Source organism: Streptomyces sp. NBC_01317 (assembly GCF_035961655.1).
Classification (GTDB): domain Bacteria; phylum Actinomycetota; class Actinomycetes; order Streptomycetales; family Streptomycetaceae; genus Streptomyces.
This window is the reverse complement of the sequence record NZ_CP108393.1, coordinates 1,490,874-1,516,894: the sequence shown is the minus strand read 5'-3', so window position 1 is coordinate 1,516,894 and position 26,021 is coordinate 1,490,874. Positions and strand designations below refer to the sequence as shown.

At 70.7% G+C, this 26,021-nt stretch carries 22 protein-coding genes; 14 read left to right on the top strand and 8 right to left on the bottom strand.

The features are described from left to right. The first annotated feature begins 34 nt into the window (after nt 1-34). The 3 genes from OG349_RS06410 to OG349_RS06400 are packed head-to-tail and all read left to right on the top strand — an operon-like array spanning nt 35 to nt 2,471. Nucleotides 35-964: a glutamate ABC transporter substrate-binding protein gene (locus tag OG349_RS06410; protein ID WP_327233662.1), complete on the top strand. Its 930-nt coding sequence runs from the start codon at nt 35-37 to the stop codon at nt 962-964. An 8-nt stretch (nt 965-972) separates the two neighbouring features. Further along, nucleotides 973-1,617 carry an amino acid ABC transporter permease gene (locus OG349_RS06405; RefSeq protein WP_327233661.1) on the top strand — a complete coding sequence of 215 codons (645 nt, stop codon included), beginning with the start codon at nt 973-975 and terminating at the stop codon, nt 1,615-1,617. Next, nucleotides 1,614-2,471 (top strand): amino acid ABC transporter permease, encoded by an 858-nt coding sequence (locus OG349_RS06400; RefSeq protein ID WP_327233660.1) that lies wholly within the window; start codon nt 1,614-1,616, stop codon nt 2,469-2,471. Before OG349_RS06405 ends, OG349_RS06400 begins: the two co-directional genes overlap by 4 nt. Nucleotides 2,472-2,675: 204 nt before the next feature. Here OG349_RS06400 and OG349_RS06395 read toward each other — a convergent pair whose 3' ends face one another. After that, nucleotides 2,676-3,413, bottom strand: coding sequence for a hypothetical protein (locus tag OG349_RS06395; protein ID WP_327233659.1), 738 nt, complete (start codon nt 3,411-3,413; stop codon nt 2,676-2,678). A gap of 114 nt (nt 3,414-3,527) precedes the next feature. Between OG349_RS06395 and ggt the strand changes: the two genes are divergently transcribed. Beyond that, nucleotides 3,528-5,363: a gamma-glutamyltransferase gene (gene ggt, locus OG349_RS06390; RefSeq protein ID WP_327233658.1), complete on the top strand. Its 1,836-nt coding sequence runs from the start codon at nt 3,528-3,530 to the stop codon at nt 5,361-5,363. Between the two features lie 81 nt (nt 5,364-5,444). Here the strand turns inward: ggt and map are convergent, their stop codons facing one another. From map to OG349_RS06375, 3 genes are all read right to left on the bottom strand, one after another. Continuing rightward, a complete protein-coding gene (gene map, locus OG349_RS06385) occupies nt 5,445-6,212 on the bottom strand; it encodes a type I methionyl aminopeptidase (protein ID WP_327233657.1) in 768 nt (255 codons plus the stop codon). A 49-nt stretch (nt 6,213-6,261) separates the two neighbouring features. Then, nucleotides 6,262-7,629, bottom strand: coding sequence for a pyridoxal phosphate-dependent aminotransferase (locus tag OG349_RS06380; RefSeq protein ID WP_327233656.1), 1,368 nt, complete (start codon nt 7,627-7,629; stop codon nt 6,262-6,264). Nucleotides 7,630-7,785: 156 nt separating this feature from the next. Then, on the bottom strand, nt 7,786-8,427 hold the full coding sequence (locus tag OG349_RS06375; RefSeq protein ID WP_327233655.1) for an NAD(P)-dependent oxidoreductase: 642 nt from the start codon (nt 8,425-8,427) through the stop codon (nt 7,786-7,788). Between the two features lie 92 nt (nt 8,428-8,519). On the opposite strand from OG349_RS06375, the gene OG349_RS06370 reads away from it, so the two are divergent. The 8 genes from OG349_RS06370 (at nt 8,520) to OG349_RS06335 (ending at nt 17,834) form a co-directional block, all read left to right on the top strand. Continuing rightward, on the top strand, nt 8,520-8,969 hold the full coding sequence (locus tag OG349_RS06370; RefSeq protein WP_327233654.1) for a winged helix-turn-helix transcriptional regulator: 450 nt from the start codon (nt 8,520-8,522) through the stop codon (nt 8,967-8,969). A 10-nt stretch (nt 8,970-8,979) separates the two neighbouring features. Then, a complete protein-coding gene (locus tag OG349_RS06365; RefSeq protein ID WP_327233653.1) occupies nt 8,980-9,372 on the top strand; it encodes a PPOX class F420-dependent oxidoreductase in 393 nt (130 codons plus the stop codon). Between the two features lie 222 nt (nt 9,373-9,594). After that, nucleotides 9,595-11,316 carry a hypothetical protein gene (locus OG349_RS06360; RefSeq protein ID WP_327233652.1) on the top strand — a complete coding sequence of 574 codons (1,722 nt, stop codon included), beginning with the start codon at nt 9,595-9,597 and terminating at the stop codon, nt 11,314-11,316. Nucleotides 11,317-11,491: 175 nt separating this feature from the next. After that, nucleotides 11,492-12,334, top strand: a complete 843-nt coding sequence (locus OG349_RS06355; RefSeq protein ID WP_327233651.1) for a nitrilase-related carbon-nitrogen hydrolase — start codon at nt 11,492-11,494, stop codon at nt 12,332-12,334. 14 nt (nt 12,335-12,348) lie between these two features. Continuing rightward, nucleotides 12,349-13,668, top strand: a complete 1,320-nt coding sequence (locus OG349_RS06350) for an aspartate aminotransferase family protein (RefSeq protein ID WP_327238474.1) — start codon at nt 12,349-12,351, stop codon at nt 13,666-13,668. 114 nt (nt 13,669-13,782) lie between these two features. Continuing rightward, entirely contained in the window at nt 13,783-15,186 is a 1,404-nt protein-coding gene (gene hydA, locus OG349_RS06345; protein WP_327233650.1) for a dihydropyrimidinase, read from the top strand. 67 nt (nt 15,187-15,253) lie between these two features. Beyond that, the gene (locus OG349_RS06340) at nt 15,254-16,255 is read left to right on the top strand and encodes a TIGR03842 family LLM class F420-dependent oxidoreductase (protein WP_327233649.1); all 1,002 of its coding nucleotides are present in this window, start codon (nt 15,254-15,256) and stop codon (nt 16,253-16,255) included. 52 nt (nt 16,256-16,307) lie between these two features. After that, nucleotides 16,308-17,834, top strand: coding sequence for an NCS1 family nucleobase:cation symporter-1 (locus tag OG349_RS06335; RefSeq protein WP_327233648.1), 1,527 nt, complete (start codon nt 16,308-16,310; stop codon nt 17,832-17,834). 106 nt (nt 17,835-17,940) lie between these two features. On the opposite strand, the gene OG349_RS06330 is transcribed toward OG349_RS06335, so the two are convergent. From OG349_RS06330 to OG349_RS06315, 4 genes are all read right to left on the bottom strand, one after another. Continuing rightward, a complete protein-coding gene (locus OG349_RS06330; protein WP_327233647.1) occupies nt 17,941-18,996 on the bottom strand; it encodes a lipoate--protein ligase family protein in 1,056 nt (351 codons plus the stop codon). A gap of 720 nt (nt 18,997-19,716) precedes the next feature. Further along, nucleotides 19,717-20,685 (bottom strand): hypothetical protein, encoded by a 969-nt coding sequence (locus OG349_RS06325; protein WP_327238473.1) that lies wholly within the window; start codon nt 20,683-20,685, stop codon nt 19,717-19,719. 38 nt (nt 20,686-20,723) lie between these two features. Further along, nucleotides 20,724-20,921 carry a hypothetical protein gene (locus tag OG349_RS06320; RefSeq protein WP_327233646.1) on the bottom strand — a complete coding sequence of 66 codons (198 nt, stop codon included), beginning with the start codon at nt 20,919-20,921 and terminating at the stop codon, nt 20,724-20,726. A gap of 331 nt (nt 20,922-21,252) precedes the next feature. Beyond that, nucleotides 21,253-21,528: a hypothetical protein gene (locus OG349_RS06315; RefSeq protein ID WP_327233645.1), complete on the bottom strand. Its 276-nt coding sequence runs from the start codon at nt 21,526-21,528 to the stop codon at nt 21,253-21,255. Nucleotides 21,529-21,761: 233 nt separating this feature from the next. Between OG349_RS06315 and OG349_RS06310 the strand changes: the two genes are divergently transcribed. Both OG349_RS06310 and glgX read left to right on the top strand, forming a co-directional pair. Then, entirely contained in the window at nt 21,762-23,465 is a 1,704-nt protein-coding gene (locus OG349_RS06310; protein WP_327233644.1) for a RecQ family ATP-dependent DNA helicase, read from the top strand. Nucleotides 23,466-23,552: 87 nt separating this feature from the next. Beyond that, nucleotides 23,553-25,667 (top strand): glycogen debranching protein GlgX, encoded by a 2,115-nt coding sequence (glgX, locus tag OG349_RS06305; protein ID WP_327233643.1) that lies wholly within the window; start codon nt 23,553-23,555, stop codon nt 25,665-25,667. The last annotated feature ends 354 nt before the right edge of the window (nt 25,668-26,021 follow it).

Here is a 26,021-nt window from a genome sequence, read left to right as displayed (position 1 = left end):
TCGACCGGTCGAGAGGGGGTGAGTGCGGACCGTGATGCCCGGCAGACCGCCGCGTACGGCACGCACGTCCACGGCTGCGGCGCTCGTCCTGCTCGCCGCCGCGCTCGGCGCCGGCTGCGGCAAGGACGGCAGCCCGCCGGTGAAGGGACCCCGGGTGGAAGCCCTGCCCCGGTACGCCGTGGACGCCGCCTTCCGGCTCCCCGGCTCGGCCACCTGGAACAAGGCGAAGCGGCGCGGCCATCTGGTCGTGGGCGCCAAGGAGGACCAGCCGTACCTGGGCGAGAAGGACCCGGCCACCGGCGTCTACTCCGGCTTCGACATCGAGATCGCCCGGATGATGTCCGCCTCCCTAGGCTTCGCCCCCCGGACCGTCAGCTTCCGTACGATCGCCTCGGCCAACCGCGAAACCGCCCTCCAGAACGGGCAGATCGACTACTACGTCGGCACCTACACCATCAACGACAAGCGCAAGAAGCTCGTCGGCTTCGCAGGACCGTACTACCTCGCGGGCCAGTCCCTGCTCGTCGGCGCGGACGAGAAGGACATCAAGGGCCCCGGGGACCTGGCGGGCAAGCGGGTCTGTTCGGCCGCCGGGTCCACCCCGTACCAGCGGATCCAGCAGGACCACCCGCGCGCGGAACTCGTCGCGTACGACGCCTACTCCGTCTGTGTGGACAATCTGCTGACCTTCCAGGTGGACGCCGTCACCACCGACGACACCATCCTCCAGGGCTTCGCGGCCAAGGTCCCCGGCGAGCTGAAGGTGGTCGGCGAGACCTTCTCCGAGGAGCCGTACGGCATCGGCGTCCCGCGCGGCGACCACGCCCTGCGGCTGGCGCTCGACGACGCCGTCGAGGCCCACCGGAGGAACGGCGACTGGCAGAAGGCGTACGACGCCACCCTGGGGCTCTCCGGCCGCCCCGCGACCTCAGCCCCGCCCGTCGACCGCTACCCGGCGAGCTGAGGCCGGCCATGGACGTACTGACCCAGAACTTCCCCCTCTACCGCGAGGGCTTCCTCGGCACGGTCGAGCTGACGTTCTACGCGTCGCTGATCGCCCTGTCCGTGGGACTGCTCATGGCGGCCTTCCGGGTCGCTCCCGTCCGCGCCCTGCGGGCGGTCGGCACGACCTGGGTGAACATCCTGCGCAACACCCCGCTGACCCTGCTGTTCTTCGCGGTCCTGCTCGGGCTGCCGCGCTTCGGACTGGTCCTGCCCTTCCGGCTGTTCGCGGTCCTCGCGCTCGGCTGCTACACCTCGGCCTTCATCTGCGAGGTGGTGCGCTCCGGCATCAACACCGTGCCCAAGGGCCAGGGGGAGGCCGCCCGCAGCCTCGGGATGACCTTCCCCCAGACCCTGGCGTACGTGGTGCTGCCGCAGGCGTTCCGTACGGTCATCCCGCCGGTCGGCTCCACCCTGATCGCCCTCGCGAAGAACTCCGCGATCGCGGGCGCGTTCAGCGTCACCGAGCTGCTCGGCACCTACCGGACCCTCAACGAGCGGGGGTTCAGCATCGTCTGGACCTTCGTCTGGATCGCGGTCGGCTACCTGATCATCACCCTGTCGCTGAGCGCCCTCTTCGGCGTGATGGAGAAGCGCTGGGGGATCGCCCGGTGAGCGAGTCGACGGTCCTCTACGACCTCCCGGGCCCCGGCACCCGGCGGCGGCACGGCCTGTACGCGGCGGTGTCGACCGCCGCGCTCGTGGGGGTCGTCTGCTGGCTGCTGTTCCTCCTGCTGGACTCCGGGCAGTTCACCGCCGTCAAGTGGACTCCCTTCCAGTACAAGGGGATTCAGGAACTTCTCCTGCGCGGCCTGGGCAACACCCTCAAGGCGTTCGCGCTCGCGGCCGTGCTCTCGCTCGCGCTGGGTGTCGTGCTGGCCGCCGGGCGGCTCTCCGCGCACCGGCCGGTCCGGTGGCTCGCCGCCCTGCTCGTCGAATTCTTCCGGGCCATGCCCGTCCTGGTGATGATCTTCTTCATCTTCGTGGCGCTGCGGGTGCAGGCACTGCCCGCGCTGGTCGCCGGACTGACCTTCTACAACGGCTCCGTGCTCGCCGAGGTGTTCCGTACCGGAGTCAACTCGGTCGAGCGCGGGCAGCGGGAGGCCGCGTACGGGCTGGGCATGCGCAAGACCCAGGTCATGAGCCACGTGCTGGTGCCGCAGGCGGCACGGGCCATGCTCCCCACGATCGTCAGCCAGTTGGTCGTCGCGCTCAAGGACACCTCGCTGGGCTATCTGATCACCTATGAGGAGTTTCTCCACGCGGGAAAGCTCATCGCGTCGAATCTCGACTACGATTTGCCGTTCATCCCTGTGGTGATGGTGATCTCGCCGATCTACATCGGGATGTGCATGCTGCTCTCCTGGTTCGCCCACCGGCTGGCCAGGCGGCAGCGGCGCAGTCCGAGAACAGAGGCCGCGGGGGTACCCCCGGCCGAACCAGGGACGCTGCTGCCGGGCGCGCAGTAGCTCAGGGGCAATGGCCCGTCCGGCAGCAGCCGGAGATCACTTCTCGTACCGAGGACCGGCGTGCGCCAACGTCCGGCCGGGGCGGGTGGAAGGTCAGCTGCGAGCCGGTCGGGTTGTGCTCGATGTGGAGCGGGCCCGCGTCGCGGAGGTAAGCGGCGGGGGTGCCGTTCCGCGGAGTCCGCCTCCCGCGATCCCGCCTCCCGCTCAGGCCGCGTCCGCCCCCTGCGGGGCCTGCCGGGGCTGCTGGGCCGCCCGCGTCACGTCCGCCACCAGCTCCACCACGTCGGGGCCGTACGCCTGCGAGTTGACCACCTTCAGCAGCAGGCAGAACGAACCGCCGCCGTACTTGCGCGCCAGTTTCTCGTGGTGGCGGGCCAGATAGCGGGAGGCCGCCTGGTTGGTGATCGCCCGCTGCCCGCAGAAGAGGAAGACCGGGCGCGCCTCCTCGCCGGCGGTGAGGCGCGCGAGCAGGACGTACTCGGCGACCCCCGGCTCCGCCGCGTACCGCTCGGTGCCTATCCCGTACGCACCACGGTCCGGGCCCGGCTCCGACTGGGTGTTGATCGTCACACCGGGCAGCAGCGTGCTGAGGTGAGCCGACATCCGGCGGTTCGAGGCCGGCCCGCCGAGGCAGAACTCCGTGCGCTCACCGAAGCCTTGCTGGGTGGCGTCGTGCTGGACGATCCTCGCGTGCGCGCCGCAGTCCTTGATGAGGGCGGACAACTCCAGCAGGGCGAAGACGTCGTAGCGGTGGACCGCGCCGTCGCCGCCCGCCTCCCGGTTGACCACGAGCAGGCACTCGGAGTGCCCGGGGAGCCCGAAGAAGGCCTGCTTGCGGCGCAGGGCGCGCCGCCAGAGATAGGTGCGGAAGATCCACCCCAGAGAAGCGGTGACCCCCGCGGCGACCACGCCCAGCACGATGTTGCGTACGTCGTCCGTCATGGGCGCGCATGGTAGCGGTGGCAGGGCACCCGCCGCACCACTGTTCGAGATGGTCCTGGCGGGCAGGTTGCGGTGAAGTTACAGTGCGCGGACGGTTCCTGACTGGAGGTACGGATGCATCGCTCCGCTGTTCGGAATGTGTCGGCCACGGCCGTCGCCGCGGCCATGCTCGCGGTGGGCGCGGCCGCGCCGCCCTCGACGGCGGCCCCCGGGGCTTCGGCGAAGACCCCCGCCACGAAGCCGCCGGTGAAGCCGCCGGTGGCCGCGGGGTACGGGGGAGCGGTGGCGAGCGTCGACGCGGACGCCTCCGCCGCCGGGATCGAGGTGCTGCGCCGGGGCGGCAACGCCGTGGACGCGGCGGTGGCCACGGCCGCGGCGCTCGGCGTCACCGAGCCCTACTCCGCCGGGATCGGAGGCGGTGGCTACTTCGTCTACTACGACGCCAAGTCCCGTACGGTCCGGACCATCGACGGCCGCGAGACCGCCCCCCGGTCCGCCGACTCCGGACTCTTCCTGGAGGACGGCAAGCCGATCCCGTTCGCGGACGCGGTGACCAGCGGGCTGAGCATCGGCACGCCCGGCACCGCCGCCACCTGGGACACCGCGCTCGACGCGTGGGGCAGCAGGTCGCTGGGGCAGCTGCTCAAGCCCGCCGAGAAGCTCGCCAAGGACGGCTTCACCGTCGACGAGACCTTCCGTACCCAGACCCAGGCCAACCAGGCGCGGTTCGCCGACTTCCCGGCGTCCGCGAAGCTGTTCCTGCCCGGCGGGCAGCTGCCGGTCGTCGGCTCGACCTTCAAGAACGCCGATCTGGCGCGTACGTACCAGGAGTTGGGGCGCCGGGGGACCGACGCCCTGTACGAGGGCGAGCTGGCCCGCGACATCGTCCGTACGGTACGGACACCTCCCGTCGACCCGAAGTCGACCCGGGTCGTCCGCGCCGGCGACCTCAGCACCCGGGACCTCGCCGCGTACCGGACGAAGCGCCAGGCACCGACGAAGATCTCCTACCGGGGCCTCGGCGTGTACGGCATCGGGCCGTCGTCGTCCGGCGGTACGAGTGTCGGCGAGGCGCTCAACATCCTGGAGAACACGGACCTTTCGAAGGCCACCCAGGCGAAGTACCTCCACCGCTACATCGAGGCGAGCCGGATCGCGTTCGCGGACCGGGGCCGCTGGCTCGGTGACCCCGCCTTCGAGGACGTCCCCACCAAGGGGCTGCTGTCGCAGCGCTTCGCTGACTCGCGGGAATGCCTGATCAAGGACGACGCGGTCCTCAAGAGCCCGCTGGCGCCCGGCGATCCGGGCAACCCGACGCCGTGCGCGCCGGGCGGCACCGCCGCGCCGACCACGTTCGAGGGCGAGAACACCACGCACCTGACGGCCGCCGACAAGTGGGGCAACGTCGTCGCGTACACCCTGACGATCGAGTCCACCGGCGGCAGCGCGATCACCGTGCCGGGGCGGGGCTTCCTGCTCAACAACGAGCTGACGGACTTCTCGTTCGCCCCGGCCAACCCGGCGGTCCACGACCCGAACCTGCCCGGGCCGGGCAAGCGCCCGCGTTCCTCGATCTCCCCGACGATCGTGCTGGACCGGCACGACCGGCCCGTCCTGGCGCTCGGTTCGCCCGGCGGCTCGACCATCATCACGACGGTCCTCCAGACCCTGACGGGCGTCGTGGACCGGGGTCTGCCGCTGGTCGACGCGATCGCCGCGCCCCGCGCGAGCCAGCGCAACGCGGCGGCCACGGAGCTGGAGCCGGGGCTGTGGAACAGCCCCGTGCGGCAGCAACTGGAAGCGCTGGGGCACGTGTTCACGCAGAACCCGGAGATCGGCGCCGCGACCGGCGTCCAGCGTCTGCCGGACGGCCGCTGGCTGGCGGCTGCGGAGACCGTCCGCAGGGGCGGCGGCTCGGCGATGGTGGTCAGCCCGGCAGGCAAGCAGTAGGCACAACGCCCGAGGAAACGCCCGAGGAAACGTCAGAGGAAACGCCTGAGGAAACGCCTGAGGACGGCCCGCGCGCACGGCTCACAAGGCCGTGAGGATACGCGGGCCGTCCGTCGTGATCGCCACCGTGTGCTCCGCGTGTGCCGCGCGGCTCTTGTCCAGCGTGCGGATCGTCCACCCGTCGTGGGCGGTGTAGTGCCGGTCCGTGCCGCTGCCGATCAGCATCGGTTCGATCGCCAGCACCATGCCGTGGCGCAGCGGCATCCCCCGGCCGGGGCGGCCCTCGTTCGGGACGCCCGGGTCCTCGTGCATCGTCCGGCCCACGCCGTGGCCGCCGAAGCCGTTCGGTATGCCGTAGCCGGCCGCCCGGCAGACACGGCCGACCGCGTGCGCGATGTCGCCGATGCGGTTGCCGACGACGGCCGCCGCGATCCCCGCCTCCAGCGCCGCCGCGGCCGTCTCGACGAGCCGTACGTCGGCGGGCCTGGCGCGGCCGACAGTGAAGCTGATCGCCGAGTCGCCCACCCAACCCCCCAGCGTGGCCCCGCAGTCGATGCTGACCAGGTCGCCGTCGTGCAGCCGGTAGGTGTCCGGGATGCCGTGGACGATCGCGTCGTTGACCGACGTACAGATGACGGCGGGGTAGGGGAGGGGCGCCCAGGCGGGGTGATAGCCGAGGAAGGGCGAGTCCGCTCCCGCCTCGCGGAGCACGGCGCGAGCGGTCTCGTCCAGGGCGCGCAGCGGGACGCCGACGTCCGCCGCTTCCCGTACCGCCGTGAGTGCTTGTGCGACGACCCGGCCGGCGGCCCGCATGGACTCCAGGGACGCGTCGGACTTGATGTCCACCATTCCAAGAGGTTACGTCCAAGAGGGTGCACCCTGCCTGCCCTCTGCTCCTCTACGCCCCCGAGATCAGCCGGTCCACCGCCGGGGTGCCCGATGTGTAGCCCCTGCCGTTCGTCACCGGAGGCAGGGGCATGGCGGCCGGGGCGGGCCCCATGGGCGCGGCGGGCCAGACCTGGGCCGGGACCAGTCCGAGGCCCTGGGGCTGGGCGGTCGGCTGTGGTGCGGCGAGGCCCCTGGCCGGCACCGGCAGGTGACCGAGCATCGGCTGCGGAACGGCCGGGGGCAGCGGGGCCGGGGTGACCTGGCGGCCGTACAACACCTGCTCCATCCCGGAGATCAGGCGCTGCACCTCACCCTCCTGCCGCACGACCAGCCGCAGGAACCGGCTGGACGACCCCACCTTGTTGCCGCACTCGCGCACCAGCACCCCGTGCTCCGCGAGCAGCCGGTCGCGCAGCACCGCGCCGTCCACGCCCTCCGGGAGCCGTACGAACGCGAAGTTGCCCTGCGAGGGGTAGACCGTGAGCCCCGGCAGCTGGGCGAGCCGGGCGATCATCGCCTGCCGGTCGCGCCGGGCCAGCTCCAGGCTCTCGGCGTACTCCTGGCGGTGCTCCTTCAACATGAACACCACATGCTCGGCGAAGGAGTTGAGGTTCCACTTGGGAAGCATGGAGCGGACCTTCCCGGCGAGCGACGGGTTGGCGACGAGATAGCCGAACCGGACGCCGTGCAGCCCGAAGTTCTTGCCGAGGCTGCGCAGGACGATCACATTCGTACGGAGCGGGGCCTCGTCCACGATGCTGGTCTCGCGCGCCGCGTCGGCGAACTCCAGGAAGGACTCGTCCACGACGACCAGGTCCAAGTCCCGCAGGGAGTCGCACAGATAGAGCACCTGGGCCTTGGACAGCAGCCCGCCGTCCGGGTTGTTGGGGTTGCAGATGACGGCGGTACGGGAGCCCCGGTCCTGGACGAAACGCACAAAGGCCCGGGGGTCCAACTGGAAACCGTGTGCCTCCGGCAGCAGGAACATGTCGCAGCGCTTGCCGGTCTCCATCGGCTGGTCGGTCCACCGTCCGAAGGTCGGCACGGGCACCGCCAGCGAGTGGCGGACCAGCAAGTGGTCGATCCAGGTGATGAGTTCGGTGGAGCCGTTGCCCATGGCGACGGTCTGCGGATTCAGGCCGAGGACCTGGCACAGCTCGGCGGTGATGGTGTCGGCGCCGCTCGGGTAGTAGGTGAGGATGTCGCGGATCTTCGCACCCATCGCGTCGAACATGGCGGGGGTGGGGAAGTACGGGTTGCACGGGATGCAGAAGTCGGCGATCCGCCCCGCGGCCCCGCCGCCTGCCCGGTTGAGCATGGAGATCGAGGGGCTGTGCGCGGTGGACGCACGGAAGAGTGCGGTGACGTTGCCGGCCATGGCCTGCCTTCCCTGCCGGGGGCGGCCCACCGGGGATGTGCGGACCGCCCCTCTATACGGCTGCGATGGGGGGCGTGTTCAGCGGAGGGGGCGAGGGGACAGGTGAACGGGCCCGGGACGCCCGGGAGTTCACCGCAGGACGCGTACCTGGTGCCCTCAGTCCGCGACGGCCAGCAGGACGCGGTGATGGCGCGGCTTCTCGATCTCGTCGACCACCGCGAGCGCCAGGTCCGCGTGCGCGAGACGGCCGGGGCCGTCCACCTGGCGCCCCAGCGCCGTCCGGTACCGGCCGGTCGGGGGCGCGGCCGCGTCCAGGTCCATCGGCGGCGCGATCACCAGCCAGTCCAGCGCGCCGCCCGCCGCGACGAGCGTGTCGAACTCCGACACATGGCCCTGCGTGAAGGCCCGGTACGCCTCCGGGAAGTCCGGCGCGTCCATGACCCGTACGCCGGGTTCCGTCTCCAGCGCCGAGGCGATGCCCAGCGCCACCAGGCGCCCGACGCCGGCCCGCGCCAGCCCGGCGATCATGGCCTTCGCCCCCGCGACGAAGAACTCCTCCGCCCCGGTGTCCAGCCGGGCGGCCGTGTGGACCGCCGCGTCATGACCGGCGGCCGTCGCGGCCACGCTGTCCGGGTCCGTCGCGTCGCCCCGTACCACCGTCACCCCGGCCCGGGTGAGATCCAGGTGCCGCCCCGGATCCCGGACCGCCGCCGTGACGCGGTGGCCCCGGTCCACCGCCTCGGTCACGACCGCCCGGCCGACCCGTCCGCCCGCTCCGAAAACAATGATGTCGCTCATGCCGGGGACCGTAGAACGGCGACCCCCAGTTACCGCAAGGGAACCGGCCACGCGCCCACGGCCCCCGCACGCGGTCCCCTATCGTCGGAAGGATGACCCAGAAGACGAGAGAACCGTTGCCGGCGGACCTGTTCCCGGACCCGCGCTGCTCGCGCGGGCCGCGACCCTTCCGGGTCGGCGACAAATGGTCGGCCCTGGTGTTGCGCTGTCTGGAGGGCGGGCCGCGTCGCTTCACCGAACTGCGTGTCCCCCTGCACCACATCACTGCCAAGGTGCTCACCCAGACCCTCCGGGCGATGGAGCGCGACGGGTTCCTCACCCGTACCGCGTACGACGAGAACCCGCCCCGGGTCGAGTACGAACTGACACCGCTCGGGCGGGCGTTGATCGTTCCGCTGGACACCCTGTGTGCCTGGACACGTGATCATCTTCCGCAGCTGACAGAGGCGAGGGCGGCCTGGTCGCACTTCTCGGCGGAAGCGGGGAACGCCGGTGCCGGGGAGCCGGGTGAGGGGCGTGCCTGTGGGGCCGGGAACGCGTAGTCTCGCGTCCGTGACCACCCTCGACGAAGTCGGCGAACTCGGCCGCGCCCGCTATGTCAGCCTCACCACCTACCGCAAGGACGGCACGGGTGTCGCCACCCCCGTCTGGCACGCCGTGGAGAACGGTGAGTTGTTCATCTGGACCAGGGACGACGCCTGGAAGGTCAAACGGATCCGCAACAACGGCCGTGTGGTCCTGGCCGTCTGTGACGTGCGCGGGCGCATCGCGCCCGGCGCGACCACCGTGGAGGGTACGGCCCGCGTGCTGGACGTGTCCGAGAACGACCGGGTGCGCAAGCTCCTGACCCGCAAGTACACCTGGCAGTTCTGGACGATCGACCGGCCGGCCCGGATCTTCCGGCGCGGCAGGACCAGGACGGTCGGAATCGCCGTCACGTTCTGAGCAGCGGCGTTGGCGCGGGCGTCGGCACCGGTGCCGGCGCCGGCCCTGGCGCAGCGTGGTGTGCCGATCACACCGCACCGTCCCGGAAAACTGCGCGTAGCCGTCCTGTAACACGGCTGCGGTCGAATGCCACCTGACCGCAGGGCAGGCACGGGGGGTCAGAACGGGGCAGCGATGACGGTGCATCAACTCCCGGCAGAAATAGGCGCGTTCGCTCGGTACTTGCGCGACTTGACGTCGCTGCTCGACCCGGGCGGCGGCTGGTACGGCGTGTTCAGACAGCGTGACCCCGACGGGCTGCGGGCCTGTTTCGACGGCGTCGAGATACCTCCGTGGGACGTCGTGGAGTCACTGCTCCAGGACTTCGGCGCGGGCCGGGACGCCGAGCAGACGGCGGCGGAGGCGGCCCGCGCACGCCGCCTGCACGCGGCGTCCGCCGCCGCGTACGACCGGCGGGCCGGTGGCGGGGAAGCGCTGTCGGAGCGCCTGCGGCTGATGCTCCGCGAGCAGGCGTACGCCGTGGAGCGGGCCGACGAGCTGGTACGACAGCTCCGTACGACCCCGGAGGGCTCGCCCGAGGGCGGGCAGCTGGCGCACGACCTCGCGTGGGTGCGCGACGACCACGCGCGCGCGTCCGCACGCTGCGCCGAACTCCGCTCCCGGCTCACCGCCCTGACCACCCCGGGGCGCGGCGGACCGCCCCCGCGCCCGGTGGCGCCCGAAGGGTGGTTCCGCGCGGAGGAGTCCCCGGCGGACGAGGAATCCGTGTTCGGCACCCGCGACCCGGCCCCGGCCGGCTCCGGACCCCGCGACAACGCCCACGACAACGCCCGTGTCAACGCGCAGGGATCCGCCCGGTACGCCGGCGGGGGTACGGGCGCGGGCACGGACGGGACCGGCGGCGCGCCGTCGTCGTGGGCGGGCGAACCGCGCGCGGCCTGTGCCTACGGCCAGGCCGCCCCCCAGGGGCCGTACGGAAACGGGAACGGCCCCGCCCACGCTCCCCGCGACGCCACGTGGGGCCCCGGAGCGCCGTTAGAGGGCCTGGGACACGGCCCCGCGAGCGCGGGTCGGGGCGCGGGTCGGGGCGCGGGGACGGCCCCGGCCGCCGGCGGCTCGGAGGCCGTACGGGACAGCTCACCGCAGTGGGCCGGGGAGGCCCCCCGGACCGCGCCCCGCGACCAGGAGCCCGAGCCCGCCCCGACCCGGCAGAAGAAGCGCGGCTCCGCCGCCAAGCGCAAGCCGCGCGGCGCCCGGTTCGCCGGACTCGACCTCGACGACGACGCCGACGAACCGGTGGCCGCGCCCCTCACGGACGCCCCGCCCCCCACCGCCCGCGACACCCCGCGCGGCGCCCGCTTCGGCGGCGCGCTCGCCGGTGCCGCCCGCCCCGCCGAGCCCGCCCACTCGCCCGAGGACCTGCGCGCCGCCGCCGACCTGGTCGCCTCGCTCGTCGGGCTCCGCGCCCAGGGCCGGTCCGGCGAGGCGCACGTCCTGCTCTGCGAGGCCGCCGGGCGCCCGCCGGGCCAGCTGCCGCTGCTCGCCGCCGAACTGAACCGCGCGGGCCTCGGCGCCGACTGGGCCGAACTGCTCTGGGAGGCCGCCTCCCTGCCGCCCGACCGCCTCGCGGCGGCCGCCGGGGCGCTCGCCGTCGCCGGCCGGGACGACGACTGCGGCCAGCTCCTGCGCCAGGGCGCCGCCCGCCCCGCCGAGGAGATCGCCGACGCCGTGCTCGCCCTGGGCGAGGCGGGCCGGGCGCACGAGGCGCAGGCGCTCCTGAGCACCTTCGTCCAGGCCCGTACGCCGGAGGACGCGGCGCGGATCGCCGTACCCGATCCGCGCCGTCTCGTACCGCAGCTCCTCGACGCGGCGCGGGCCGTCTCGGCCGGTCACGAGCGGGATGTCGTGCATGCCCTGCGGGTGGCCGGGATCGGGGCCGCCTGACCCGGCCGTGCCCCGATCCGCCCGTTGTCGACCGCTCGGGTGTGAAACTTGATCGACTCTGCGGGTTAACGACGATGGTCTTGCCCCCGTGTGTGACGGGGCTTACGTTCTCCTCCTACGCATCTGTCTACGTGCGTAGAAAGCTCGTCGACGATCCCGCCCAAGGAGCAGTCCCGTGGCCAGAGTCGTACGCGCCGCACTTGTCCAGGCGACCTGGACCGGCGACACCGAATCCATGATCGCCAAGCATGAGGAGCACGCCCGCGAGGCGGCCCGGCAGGGCGCGCGGGTGATCGGCTTCCAGGAAGTCTTCAACGCCCCGTACTTCTGCCAGGTGCAGGAGCCCGAGCACTACCGGTGGGCCGAGCCCGTCCCGGACGGTCCCACCGTCACGCGGATGCGCGAGCTGGCCCGGGAGACCGGGATGGTGATCGTGGTCCCCGTCTTCGAGATCGAGCAGGCGGGCTTCTACTACAACACCGCCGCTGTGATCGACGCCGACGGCACGTACCTCGGGAAGTACCGCAAGCACCACATCCCGCAGGTCAAGGGCTTCTGGGAGAAGTACTACTTCAAACCGGGCAACGCCGGCTGGCCGGTCTTCGACACCGCCGTCGGCCGGGTCGGCGTCTACATCTGCTACGACCGGCACTTCCCCGAGGGCTGGCGCCAGCTCGGCCTGAACGGCGCCCAGATCGTGTACAACCCGTCCGCCACCTCGCGCGGCCTCTCCGCCTACCTCTGGCAGCTGGAGCAGCCGGCCGCCGCCGTCGCCAACGAGTACTTCATCGCGGCGATCAACCGGGTCGGCCAGGAGGAGTACGGCGACAACGACTTCTACGGCACGAGCTACTTCGTGGATCCGCGCGGCCAGTTCGTCGGTGAGCCGGCGAGTGACAAGGCCGAGGAACTCCTCGTCAGGGACCTGGACTTCGGGGTGATCGACGAAGTGCGGCAGCAATGGGCGTTCTACCGGGACCGCAGGCCCGACGCGTACGAGGGACTGGTGCAGCCGTGACCGACACGACGGACATCCCGCGGGCCACCGGCCACCCGGGCACCCCGCAGGGCACCGACCGGCTCCTCGACCGCCACCGCGCGGTCCTCCCCGACTGGCTCGCCCTGTACTACGACCGGCCCTTGGAGATCACACATGGCGAGGGCCGCCACGTCTGGGACGCCGACGGCAACCGCTACCTGGACTTCTTCGGCGGCATCCTCACCACGATGACCGCCCACGCCCTGCCCGAGGTCACCAAGGCGGTGAGTGAGCAGGCCGGGCGGATCATCCACTCGTCCACGCTCTACCTCAACCGCCCGATGGTCGAGCTGGCGGAGCGGATCGCCACCCTGTCCGGCATCCCGGACGCCCGGGTCTTCTTCACCACGTCCGGTACGGAGGCCAACGACACGGCCCTCATGCTGGCCACCACCTACCGCGCGTCGAACCAGATCCTCGCGATGCGCAACAGCTACCACGGCCGGTCCTTCTCCACCGTGTCCGTCACCGGCAACCGGGGCTGGTCGCCTACCTCGCTCTCCCCGCTCCAGACGCTGTACGTGCACGGCGGGGTCCGCGACCGGGGCCCGTACGCGCACCTCGGCGACGACGCCTTCATCGCGGCGTGCGTGGCCGACCTGGAGGACCTGCTCGGCCACACCCGCGCGCCCGCCGCGCTCATCGCCGAACCGGTGCAGGGCGTCGGGGGGTTCACCGCCCCGCCCGACGGGCTGTACGCCGCGTTCCGCGAAGTCCTGGACCGGCACGGCATCCTGTGGATCAGCGACGAGGTGCAGACCGGCTGGGGCCGTACGGGCGAGCACTTCTGGGGCTGGCAGGCCCACGCCGCGAGCGGCTCGCCGGACATCCTCACCTTCGCCAAGGGCATCGGCAACGGCATGTCCATCGGCGGGGTCGTGGCCTGCGCCGACATCATGAACTGCCTGGACAGCAACTCCATCTCGACCTTCGGCGGCAGCCCCGTCACGATGGCGGCCGGCCTCGCGAACCTCTCGTACCTGCTGGAGCACGACCTCCAGGGCAACGCCCGGCGGGTCGGCGGACTGCTGATCGAGCGGCTGCGGGGGATCGGCGCGGGTGTCGCGGCCGTACGGGAGGTCCGCGGCCGGGGCCTGATGATCGGCGTCGAACTGGTGAAGCCGGGCACCGACGAGGCGTCGCCCGAGCGGGCGGCGGCCGTACTCGAAGCGGCCCGCGAGGGCGGGCTGTTGATCGGCAAGGGCGGCGGCCACAACACCAGCGTGCTGCGGATCGCACCGCCGCTCTCCCTCACCGTCGCCGAGGCGGAACAGGGCGCGGCCATCCTCGAACAGGCCCTGCGGGGCGTCTGATCCGTCCGTACGGCCCCGGCGCGGGCGGCCGACAGCCGCCCGCGCCAGGGCAGTTCGGACCAACCTCCGTCCCCGCGAGCGCGGTCGCACCGCAAGAATGGGAGCGCCACCACCATGAGCACCCGCACCCTGATCCGTGGCGGGCTTGTCATCACCGCCGCCGAGGAGACCCACGCCGACGTCCTGATCGAGGACAGCAGGATCGTCGCCCTCGCCGCGCACGGGTCCACGGTCGCGGAGGGCTGGACCGCCGAGCGGACGATCGACGCGACCGGGAAGTACGTCATCCCCGGCGGGGTCGACGCCCACACGCATATGGAGATGCCGTTCGGCGGCACCCTGGCCGCCGACACCTTCGAGACGGGCACCCGCGCCGCCGCCTGGGGCGGCACCACCACGATCGTAGACTTCGCCATCCAGTCGCCGGGACGGGCGCTGCGCGAGGGCCTGGACGCCTGGTACGCCAAGGCCGACGGCCGATGTGCGATCGACTACGGCTTCCACATGATCGTGGCGGACGTGAACGAGAGTTCGCTGAACGAGATGGATCTCCTGGTCCAGGAGGGTGTGACCTCCTTCAAGCTCTTCATGGCCTACCCCGGCGTCTTCTACAGCGACGACGGCAAGATCCTGCGGGCCATGCAACGCGCCTCCCGGAACGCCGGGTTGATCATGATGCACGCCGAGAACGGCATCGCGATCGACGTGCTCGTGGAACAGGCGCTCGCCGAGGGCCGCACCGACCCCCGCTACCACGGCGAGGTACGGAAGGTCCTGCTGGAGGCCGAGGCCACCCACCGCGCGATCCAGCTCGCGCGGGTCGCCGACGCACCGCTGTACGTCGTGCACGTATCGGCCGAGGAGGCGGTCGCCGAGCTGGCGCAGGCCCGCGACAAGGGGCTGCCGGTCTTCGGCGAGACCTGTCCGCAGTACCTCTTCCTCTCCACCGACAACCTCGCGGAGCCGGACTTCGAGGGCGCCAAGTACGTCTGTTCGACCCCGCTGCGGCCCAAGGAGCACCAGGCGGCCCTCTGGCGCGGGCTACGTACCAACGACCTCCAGGTGGTGTCCACGGACCACTGCCCGTTCTGCTTCACCGGGCAGAAGGACATGGGCCGGGGCGACTTCTCCAAGATCCCGAACGGCCTGCCCGGGGTGGAGAACCGGATGGACCTTCTCCATCAGGCCGTGGTCGAAGGCCACATCACGCGCCGCCGCTGGATCGAGATCGCCTGCGCCACCCCGGCCAGGATGTTCGGCCTCTACCCGCGCAAGGGCACCATCGCGCCCGGCGCGGACGCAGATGTCGTGATCTACGACCCGGACCACGAGCAGACGCTCTCCGTCGCCACGCACCACATGAACGTCGACTACTCGGCGTACGAGGGCAAACGGATCACCGGGCAGGTGGAGACCGTGCTGTCCCGGGGCGAACCGGTCATCGACCGGCGGGAGTTCACCGGCCGCGCGGGCCACGGCCAGTACACGCCGCGCGCCACCTGCCAGTACCTCGACTGAGCACGTCCGCCAAGTGAACGAAGCGAACCGAACCGAGCGAACCAAGTGATCTAGGAGTGGCACGGCCATGGACTTCGGACTCGTCCTCCAGACCGACCCGCCGGCCTCAGGGGTCGTCGGGCTCATGCGGCGCGCGGAACGCAACGGGTTCCGCTACGGCTGGACCTTCGACTCGGCGGTCCTCTGGCAGGAGCCGTTTGTCATCTACAGCCGCATCCTGGAGCACACCACCAGCCTGATCGTGGGCCCCATGGTCACCAACCCGGGCACCAGGACGTGGGAGGTGACCGCCTCCACCTTCGCCACCCTCAACGAGATGTACGGCAACCGCACGGTCTGCGGCATCGGGCGGGGCGACTCGGCGATGCGGGTGGCAGGCCGCAAGCCCAACACCCTGGCCCGGGTGGGCGAGGCGATGGAGGTCATCCGCGACCTCGCGGAGGGCCGCGAGGCGGTCGTCGACGGCCAGAGCCTGCGGCTGCCGTGGGTACGGGACGGGAAACTGCCGGTCTGGATGGCCGCGTACGGGCCCAAGGCCCTGGCCCTCGCCGGGCAGAAGGCCGACGGTTTCATCCTCCAGCTCGCGGACCCGTACCTCACCGAGTCGATGATCAAGGCGGTCCGTACCGCCGCCTCGGACGCCGGGCGGGACCCGTACTCGATCACGATCTGCGTGGCGGCGCCCGCGTACGTCGGTGACGACCTCGCCCACGCCCGCGACCAGTCGCGGTGGTTCGGCGGGATGGTCGGCAACCACGTCGCGGACCTGGTGGCGCGCTACGGCGAGCACTCCGGGCTGGTGCCCGACGCGCTGACCGACTACATCAAGCAGCGCGAGGGGTACGACTACAGCCACCACGGGCGTACGGACAACACGTCGGCGGACTTCGTGACCGACGAGATCGTGGACCGGTTCTGCCTGCTCGGTCCCGTCGAGGCACACATCGAGAAGCTGGAGGCGCTGCGGGCCCTGGGCGTCGACCAGTTCGCGCTCTACAACATGCACGACGCGAAGGAAGCGACGATCGACGCGTACGGCGCCGAGATCATCCCGCACTTCCAGGACTGACCCGCCCTTTCCCACCCGCTTCCGTCCCCTCCGCAGGAAGGGTTCCGCCGCGATGACCGCGATAACCGACACCGGAGACACCGGGAGAGACGAGGGCGGCCGGGCCGAGCTCGCACCCGGCGCGACCCCCGGCGACAGCCGCTTCGTCAACGACGACCTCCTGCCGGTGCCGGTCGCCCGCCGCACCTGGACCACGTACAACTTCGCGGCGCTGTGGATCGGCATGGCGCACAACATCCCGTCCTGGCTGCTGGCTTCGGGTCTTGTCACGCTCGGCATGGACTGGAAGCAGGCGGTCCTCACGATCGCCCTCGCCAACCTGATCGTGCTCTTCCCGATGCTGCTGACCGGCCACGCGGGACCCAAGTACGGCATCCCCTTTCCCGTACTCGCCCGTGCCTCCTTCGGCCTGCGCGGCGCCAACCTGCCCGCGCTGATCCGGGCGGCCGTCGCCTGCGCCTGGTTCGGTATCCAGACCTGGATCGGCGGCCAGGGCATCTTCGTCCTGCTCGGCAAGATCTTCGGCGGCTGGGCGGAGGCGTCGCGGGTCGGTGGCCAGCCCTGGACGCTGTGGGTCTGCTTCGTCCTCTTCTGGGCGCTCGAACTCGCCATCATTTACCGGGGGATGGACACCCTGCGGCGCTTCGAGAACTGGGCCGCGCCGTTTGTCATCGTCGGCGCGCTCGTGCTGTTCCTCTGGATCACCGTCAAGGCCGGCGGCCTCGGCCCGCTGCTCGACCAGCCGTCGAAGCTCGGCTGGGGCGCGGACTTCTGGCCGGTCTTCTTCCCCTCCCTCATGGGGATGATCGCCTTCTGGTCCACCCTGTCGCTCAACATCCCGGACTTCACCCGCTTCGGCGCCGGACAGCGCGCGCAGATCTGGGGACAGACACTCGGACTGCCCACCACCATGACGGTCTTCGCGCTGCTGTCGGTCTTCGTCACCTCCGGCTCGCAGGCGGTGTACGGAGCGGCCGTCTGGGACCCGGTCGCCCTCGCCGCCAAGACCGACAACGTCTTCGGGCTGCTCTTCGCGCTGGTGACCGTACTGATCGCGACGATCTCCGTGAACATCGCGGCGAACGTCGTCTCGCCTGCCTACGACCTCGCCAACCTGGCGCCGAAGCTCATCAACTTCCGTACGGGCGCGCTGATCACAGGGGTGGTCGGGGTGGTCATCATGCCGTGGAAGCTCACCGAGACGCCCGAGCTGTACATCTTCACCTGGCTCGGTCTGGTCGGCGGTCTGCTCGGTACGGTCGCGGGCATCCTGATCGCCGACTACTGGGTCGTCCGGCGGACCGTCCTCGACCTGGCCGACCTCTACCGGCCCGGCGGCCGTTACTGGTACACCAACGGCTGGAATTTCAAAGCCGTATGGGCGTTCCTGGTCGGCGGGCTGCTGGCGGTGGGCGGGTCCCATTCGGCGGAGGGCCAGGGGCCGTTCCCCGAGGACGGCCTGATCCCCTTCCTCAAACCGCTCGCCGACTACGGCTGGGCGGTGGGCCTCGCCGCCTCGCTGGTGCTCTACGTCGCCCTGATGCTGCCCGAACGGCGGGCGGTGGCCGCCGGATCCTGACGATCGGGCGTCCATCCGGAGCAGTACTCCTCCGCCCCGGCGGCTCCCCCCGCCGGGGCGGAGGTGTGAGCCACGGCATCTCCGAGCTACGGCATCCCCGCCCGGATTACGGCACCCGCGCCGTCCACGCCCGGCTGCCGAACTTCGTCGCGGCGAGTTCGCGCGCCCGCGCCATCTCCTCCTCGGTGACCCGGCCCTCCGTCAGGCCGTACCGCCCCCGGAAGGACGCGATCATCCGCTCGATCACGGCCTCCCGCGACAGACCGGTCTGCCGCCGCAGCGGGTCCACCCGCTTCTTCGCGCTGCGCGTCCCCTTGTCGGAGAGCTTCTCGCGGCCGATCCGCAGCACGTCGAGCATCTTGTCGGCGTCGATGTCGTACGCCATGGTCACGTGGTGCAGTACGGCACCCCGCCCGCTCACGACCCGCTTCTGCGCCGCGCCCGCGATCTTGCCCGCGTCCGTCGCGATGTCGTTCAGCGGCTGGTACCACGCCTTCACGCCCAGGTCGCCGAGCGCGCCGAGCACCCAGTCGTCCAGATACGCGTAACTGTCGGCGAAGCTCAGCCCCTTGACCAGCGCCTCCGGCACGGAGAGCGAGTACGTGATCGTGTTGCCCGGCTCGATGAACATGGCGCCGCCGCCCGAGATCCGGCGGACCACCGTGATGCCGTGGCGCTCCGCGCCGGCCGGGTCCACCTCGTTGCGCAGCGACTGGAAGCTGCCGATCACCACGGCGGGCGCGCCCCACTCCCAGATCCGGAGCGTCGGCGGGCGGCGGCCCGCCGCGACCTCGGTGGTCAGGACCTCGTCCAGCGCCATGTGGAGAGCCGGGGACTCCGGGGCCGCGTGGATGACCTGCCAGTCGTAGTCCGTCCAGTCGGTGGCCCGCGCCAGGGCACGGCGTACGGCGACGGCGACTCCCTCCGACGTCAGGCCGTACATCACCGTCCCGGCGGGCAGCGCCGCGTCGATCCGGGACGCGAGGGCGGCGGCGTCCGTGTCGGCGGGCGCGCCCTCCAGCGCGGCGTCGATCGCCTCGATGGCCTCGTCGGGCTCCAGGAAGAAGTCCCCGGCGACCCGGACCCCGCGCAGCACCCCGTCCGCCGTGTCCAGGTCCACGACGACCAGCTTGCCGCCGGGGACCTTGTACTCACCGTGCACCGCGTACCTCCGCTACGGTCCGTGCCGCCTCGCACCCGTGGCGGAGCTGGGCATGATCACCCACAAATCGTACTGCTGGACCACGGGCGACCACGGACGACCACGAACGGTCGATAGCCTGCTCGGCGAACAGACGAACGAGACAGCAAGGCGGCGCACGCATGTTCACCACCCGGCCCACCCTCCAGGGCACCTTCGGCATGAAGGTGTCCAGTGGACGGCACTGACCTGTGGCGATGCCGCCCATATGGCCTCTGAGCTGGACGGACGTCTCTTTCCGTGTCTTTCACGTTCGTGCCGCCTTACGCAATCGATTCTCCCCGGACGCTCCCCAGCGGTACCTGTACTCCCCAGATTCTCCCCAGGCGGCGTCCCTCCAGCGATCGTGTGCTGGAGGGACAGGTTTCTCTGGGCGACGTTCACCAGTCACCGGGAGTGATTGCCGAGAGCTGGCCTTGCGGGAGTTGCCTGGACATTTTCGGGCCGAGGGCGGCGCGCAGGTCAACTGATGCAGGTCGACCTTCTCCAGCCCTACTAGGAGGCGGCGACACTCGTGACCGCGGCTTCGGCAACCAGGCGTCGACCGTTCGGGGGACGAGGTATGTCACCTCATTTCATTCCGATGACGCACCATGTGGAGTGCGTGGCGATCCTTGAACCTGCCGTGAAGGGCCGCTGACCTGCGGCTTTGGCGGGTGCGCATGATGTGCTCCATGTGCGTTACGGGCGATGTCTTGACGCTGAAATGACGCTCGCAGCGGTATCTTGACGCTCATTTGACGCTCGTTCTGATAGGTCGTCAGGTGCTTTGGAGTGCTGGTCAGGGTACGTGGAGATGGCATCCGATCGGGCAAGAGATTGTTCGAACTTCGCAGTGCCAGGGGTGGTCCAAAGCCGTAGGGGAGCGGGTGCCGCGCGCTGGTGCCGTCTCGTTGAGGACTTTTTCCCCTTGATCTCCGCAGGTTTAGTGAGTGGAAGTCCCTCGCGCCGGCCGGGAGGACCGCTCGGCCTGGGGCGCGGTTCGAGGGCTCTCCTGCACACTCCCGCACCGGCGGGGAATACCAGCACCCGGCTACCTACACCGAGGCTGACGCCGAAACACCCCCGCGCTGACGGGGAGGACGCCAGCAAGGAACTCGACGCGAACCCCCACCTCGGAACACCCCCGCGCTGGCGGGGAGGACGACGACGAGAAGGGCCTGGAGCCCGACGACGACGGAACACCCCCGCGCTGGCGGGGAGGACCCGTACGAACGTCGTCACCAGGGCCAAAACAGCGGAACACCCCCGCGCTGGCGGGGAGGACACGCGGGCCGCGGAATGGGCAGCTGGGGAACGGACGAGCTGGCCTGGGCCGAGGAAGCGGACGAGCTCCTCTCTGAGTCGGAGTTTCCGCGCAAGATGTCCTCGAACCTGCTCCTCGCCGACGGCACCGTCGTCGGGCGGGCGCTGATCCAGTTCGGCGACACCGCCGACGGCTTCACCGCGAACCTGACGATCTACCTCCCCGTCACGTGCCCGGACGAGGTCCTGGACCACCACCTGCGGCACTACGCCGTCGAGCAGGCCGCGCTCCTCCATCCGGCGCAGCTGATACGCGACCGAGCTGGTACTCGACAGGCCGACCTCACGGCCGATCTCACGGATCGACGGCCCCTCCTCCCGGTCGGCGATCCACGCTCGGACCACGCGCAGGATCTGCTCCTGGCGCTCGGTCGGCCCGCCCGTCACGCCGCCCACACCCCGGCCCGCTCCGAGGAGCCGGCCTGCTGGCGCAGCCGGACCATCCGGGTCGACAAACGGAGCAATCGCCGGCGCAGCCGGGTGTTGTCGGCCGGGCGGGAGGTCGCGGCGAGCGCCTGGTACGTGGCCCTCCAGGCGCGCCGGGCCTGCGCCAGATCCTCGGGAACGGTGATGGAGTCCATGACCTTATTAGAACGCACATTCGATTTTCAGTTCATAGGGGCCCGCTGTGAAGGTCGGCTTGGGCCTGGGTTATGGGGGCGGGGTCCTCGGGACCCAGGCCAGGCGCAGCTTCCCGCCTGGGGCCAGTAGTACGTCCGCTCGTGCCCGCCACCCCCGCGCGGCGGCGTCACATTCACCCGGAACGCGGCCCGGCCGTCCGGGTACGCCACACGGGCGAGCACCTGGGAGTGGAGCCACCGGCCATCGATACGTACGCGTAGGACCGGAAGGCGGTCGGGCGGCCACGGCCACCGCACGGGCACATCGCCAGAGGGTGAGGGCTGTTCCGGCTCATCCATCGCTTCCCCCGTCACCGTCGGAGCCCTGACTGCCCGTCGCCTCGACGGCCGCCTTGCGTACGGCCATGGCCACCTCCAGGCGGTTCTGACCCGTCTCCTTGGCGTAGTCGGTGATCGCCGGGCTTCCCCGCCAGCGCGGGGGTGTTCCGACGTACGTCCCGGTCGGCCGCACCGATGTGCCGTCCTCCCCGCCAGCGCGGGGGTGTTCCGGCCTGGCAGATGGGCTGCTGTAGAAGTCGGCGACGTGGGGGCCGATGTTCTCCACCACGCGCGCTCCGAGGGAGGCAGGGGCCCCGGAACAGTGTGTGGAAGCCTCCTTCTCCCGGGTGCGGCCCCCGGTGCCGCCGGGTGGCCGCGGTGCGGAGCGTCGGGGAAACGGGCATCGGGTACGGATTCCGACCGGTCGGCTCGCGGGGTGCTAACGCGTGGTCGCGGGGGCAGCAGGAAGTCAGCCGCGGCTGCTGTCGCGGTCTGCGCCCGGGTCCGAGTTCGAGGAGCATCATGGTTACTGCGTCATCGCGGCGTCTGCAGCGCAGCGCGCGGGAGGTATTCGGCTGGGAGCGTTTGCGCCCGGAGCAGTTGCTTGCGATGGAAGCGGTGATGGAGCGGCGGGACACGCTGGTGGTGATGCCCACCGGCGCGGGCAAGTCGGCCGTCTACCAGGTTCCCGGTCTGCTGATGCCGGGTCCGACCCTCGTGGTGTCGCCCCTGATCGCCCTTCAGCGGGACCAGGTGCAGGGGCTGCTGGCCCGGTCGGGCCCGGACGCGGCCGCGGTGAACTCGACGCAGAGCGGCAGTCAGAACGCGGCGGTGTGGGACCGGATCAGTGCGGGCGGTGTCGACTTCCTCTTCTTGGCGCCGGAACAGCTGGTGAAGGACGAGGTGATAGAGCAGCTCGCGGCGGCGAGGCCGGCTCTGTTCGTGGTGGACGAGGCGCAGTGCGTGTCGTCCTGGGGCCATGACTTTCGTCCTGAATACCTGCGCCTGGGGCAGGTCATCGACAGGTTGGGGCGGCCTCCCGTACTCGCCTTGACCGCGAGTGCCGCCGCCCCTGTGCGGGCTGACATCGTCGCCCAGCTCGGCATGCGCGACGTGCACGAGGTCGTCACCGGTTTCGACCGTCCCAACATCCATCTGGAGGTCATCCCCTTCCGGGACGCCGCGGTCAAGAAGCGGGCGGTGATTGAACGGGCGGCGGCAGAGCCCAAGCCAGGCCTGGTCTACGCGGCGACGCGCCGGGAGGCCGAGGAGTACGCGGACGAACTCGGTGCGCTGGGGCTGGATGTGGCGGCGTACCACGCCGGGCTTCCCGGCGCCGAACGCGGCGCGGTGCACGACCGGTTCATGGCGGGCTCGCTCGACGTGGTCGTGGCGACCTCCGCCTTCGGGATGGGGATCGACAAGCCGGACGTGCGCTTCGTCCTCCATGCCTCCGTCCCCGGGTCCCTTGACGCCTATTACCAGGAGATCGGCCGGGCCGGACGTGACGGCGAGCCCTCGCGCGCGATCCTCGCCTACCGGCCGCAGGATCTCGGCATGCAGCGCTTCTTCGCGGCAGGCCGCCCGGACCCGGACACCGTCACCCAGGTGGCAAGCACCCTGGAGAACCACGACGGGCCCGTACACCCCAGCGATCTTCGGGACGAGACCCACCTGACAGCCAGCCGGCTGACCGCGGTCGTCAACCTCCTGGAACAGGTCGACGCCGTCCGCACCACCGACGACGGCGACCTGGAGCCGACCGGCGACAAGACCGCGGCTCGCGCCGCGCGGCAAGCTGTCGAACTCGGCGACGCCCAGCAGCAGCTGGAACGATCACGGGTGGACATGATGCGGGGCTACGCGGAGACCACCGGCTGCCGCCGCCGATTCCTGCTCGGCTACTTCGGCCAGATCCAGGACAAGACCGAAGGATGCGGATCCTGTGACCGGTGCGAGGCGGCCGAGCTGGCCCAGCAGGGGGGAGGCGGCGGCCCGGCGGTACTGTCCGGCACCGGAGGCCCGCTGCCCGAGCCCCGCGACTCTTCGCCGGCCGGCGGGCAGCACCCCTACCAGCCCGGCACCCTGGTCCGGCACAAGCACTGGGGGGAAGGCTCGGTGATGAGCGAGGAGGACCAACGTCTGACCGTGCTGTTCGAAACCGTCGGCTACCGCACGCTGTCCCTGGACGTCGTTCGCGAGAACGGCCTGCTCACCGTCTGCTGAACACCCCGGCGAGGGCGTCCGACGCTGCCCGCCGGCGGATGACGAATCGTGCTGTGTGAGGCCGGGACACCGGGGCAGACCCCACTCATGGATGTTCAAAGCGGTCGCGCCTACCCTCTGGGCGCCCAGTACGACGGCGCCGGCACCAACTTCGCTCTTTTCTCGGAAGTCGCGGAGAACGTGGAGCTGTGTCTGGTCGACGACGACGGGGCGGAGCACCGCATAGCGCTGCCCGAGGTCGACGGGTCGGTCTGGCACGGCTATCTGCCCGGTGTCGGCCCCGGCCAGCGGTACGGGTACCGGGTCCACGGGCCTTTCGACCCGGCGAACGGGCTGCGCTGCAACCCGGCCAAGCTTCTGCTGGACCCCTATGCCAAGGCCATCGACGGGCAGATCGACGGGGATCCTTCGCTGTGCGGCCACCGCCTCGACGATCCAGGCGTTCCCGACGACCGCGACTCGCTCGGGCACGGCATGCTGGGCGTGGTCACCGATCCCAGTTCGTTCGACTGGTCCGGCGACCTGCCGCCCAAGCGCTCGTATCACGAGTCGGTGATCTACGAGACTCACGTCAAGGGCATGACCCAACTGCATCCCGAAGTACCCGACGAACTGCGCGGTACGTACGCCGGCATGGCCCACCCCGCCGTCATCACGCACCTGCTCGACCTCGGGGTGACCACGGTCGAACTGATGCCGGTGCACCAGTTCACCCAGGACGGCTTCCTGGTCGACCGGGGCCTGTCGAACTACTGGGGCTACAACACCATCGGCTACTTCGCCCCGCACAACGCGTACGCCGCCACCGGCACGCGCGGCCAGCAGGTCGACGAGTTCAAGGCCATGGTCAAGGCCCTGCACGCGGCAGGCCTGGAGGTGATCCTGGACGTGGTCTACAACCACACCGCCGAGGGCAATGAACAGGGCCCGACCCTGTCCTACCGGGGCATCGACAACCGGTCGTACTACCGTCTGGTGGACGACGACCCGAGCCACTACTTCGACACCACCGGCACGGGCAACAGCCTGCTCATGCGGCACCCGCACGTCCTGCAAATGATCATGGACTCGTTGCGGTACTGGGTCACCGAAATGCACGTCGACGGCTTCCGCTTCGACCTCGCGTCCACCCTGCTCCGGCAGTTCCACGAAGTGGACCGGCTCTCGGCGTTCCTCGACATAGTGCAGCAGGACCCTGTCATTGGCACGGTCAAACTGATCGCCGAGCCCTGGGACATCGGCGACGACGGCTACCAGGTCGGCAACTTCCCCGCCCTGTGGAGCGAGTGGAACGGCAAGTACCGCGACAACGTGCGCGGCTTCTGGCGCGGAGACCAGGGCACGCTCGGCGAGTTCGCGGCCCGTATCACCGGCTCCCCGGACCTCTACCAGCACCACAGCCGCAGACCCCGGGCCAGCATCAACTTCGTCACCGCCCACGACGGATTCACGCTCCGCGACCTCGTCTCCTACACGGAACGGCACAACGACGCCAACGGTGAGGACGGGGCCGACGGGGAAAGCAACAACCACTCCTTCAACTGCGGCACCGAAGGACCGACCGACGACCCCGGCATTCAAAAACTGCGGCTGCGCCAGCAGCGCAACATCCTCACCACCCTGCTCATCTCGCAGGGCGTACCCATGATCGCCCACGGCGACGAGACCGGCCGCACCCAGGGCGGCAACAACAACGTCTACTGCCAGGACAACGAAACCGCCTGGATGCACTGGGACCTGAACGAAGATCAGCGGCAACTGCGCGACTTCACCGCCCACCTCCTGCGACTGCGCGGCAAGCACCCGCTTCTCCGCCGCCGCCGGTTCCTACACGGCCCCAGCGACACCATCCCCGCCGAACGCGCCGACATCGCCTGGCTGCGCCCGGACGCACAGCTCATGAACCAGGAGGACTTGCAGCGCGGCGACGCCCACGCGCTGGCCGTCTTCCTGGGCGGCGACAGCGACATCGAACGCACCGAACGCGGCGCCGCCCCCGACGACTCCTTCCTTCTGCTCTTCAACGCCCACCACGAACCCGTGGAATTCCATCTCCCCGCAGCGGCCTTCGGGGAGAAATGGACCACCGTCGTGGACACCACGGAACCCCTCACCGCGGAGACCGGCGCCCTGGCGGCGGATACCGCACTTACCCTCCCCGCCCACAGCCTGCGGATACTACAGACCCCCCGCATCACCTGAGCCCACAGCACAGCCGCCATCCGGCCCCTGCCCGTCTCCGGCCGCCCAACGGCCGGAGACAGGTTCCCCGGCGTGCGGGAGGTGCTGATCAGCTGCTCAGGGCGCGGTGACGAGGGTCTGCCTGTCGAGTATCTCTCGTCGCGTTCCGTACGCCGGTCGCCCCGCACTCCGCCTGATTCACCCGCCACTGAACGAGCACAGGCCGTCCCGCTGTTACACGAATCGCTTCCGCTGGCGTGGTGGCGTGTGGGGTGGGTGTCGGGGTGGCCCGCCCAGGGGCGCGACCACGATCTCCAGTCGTGATGCGGGTGGATGCGGACCGTGATGGTCATGTATGCGACAGGTTGGCGTATG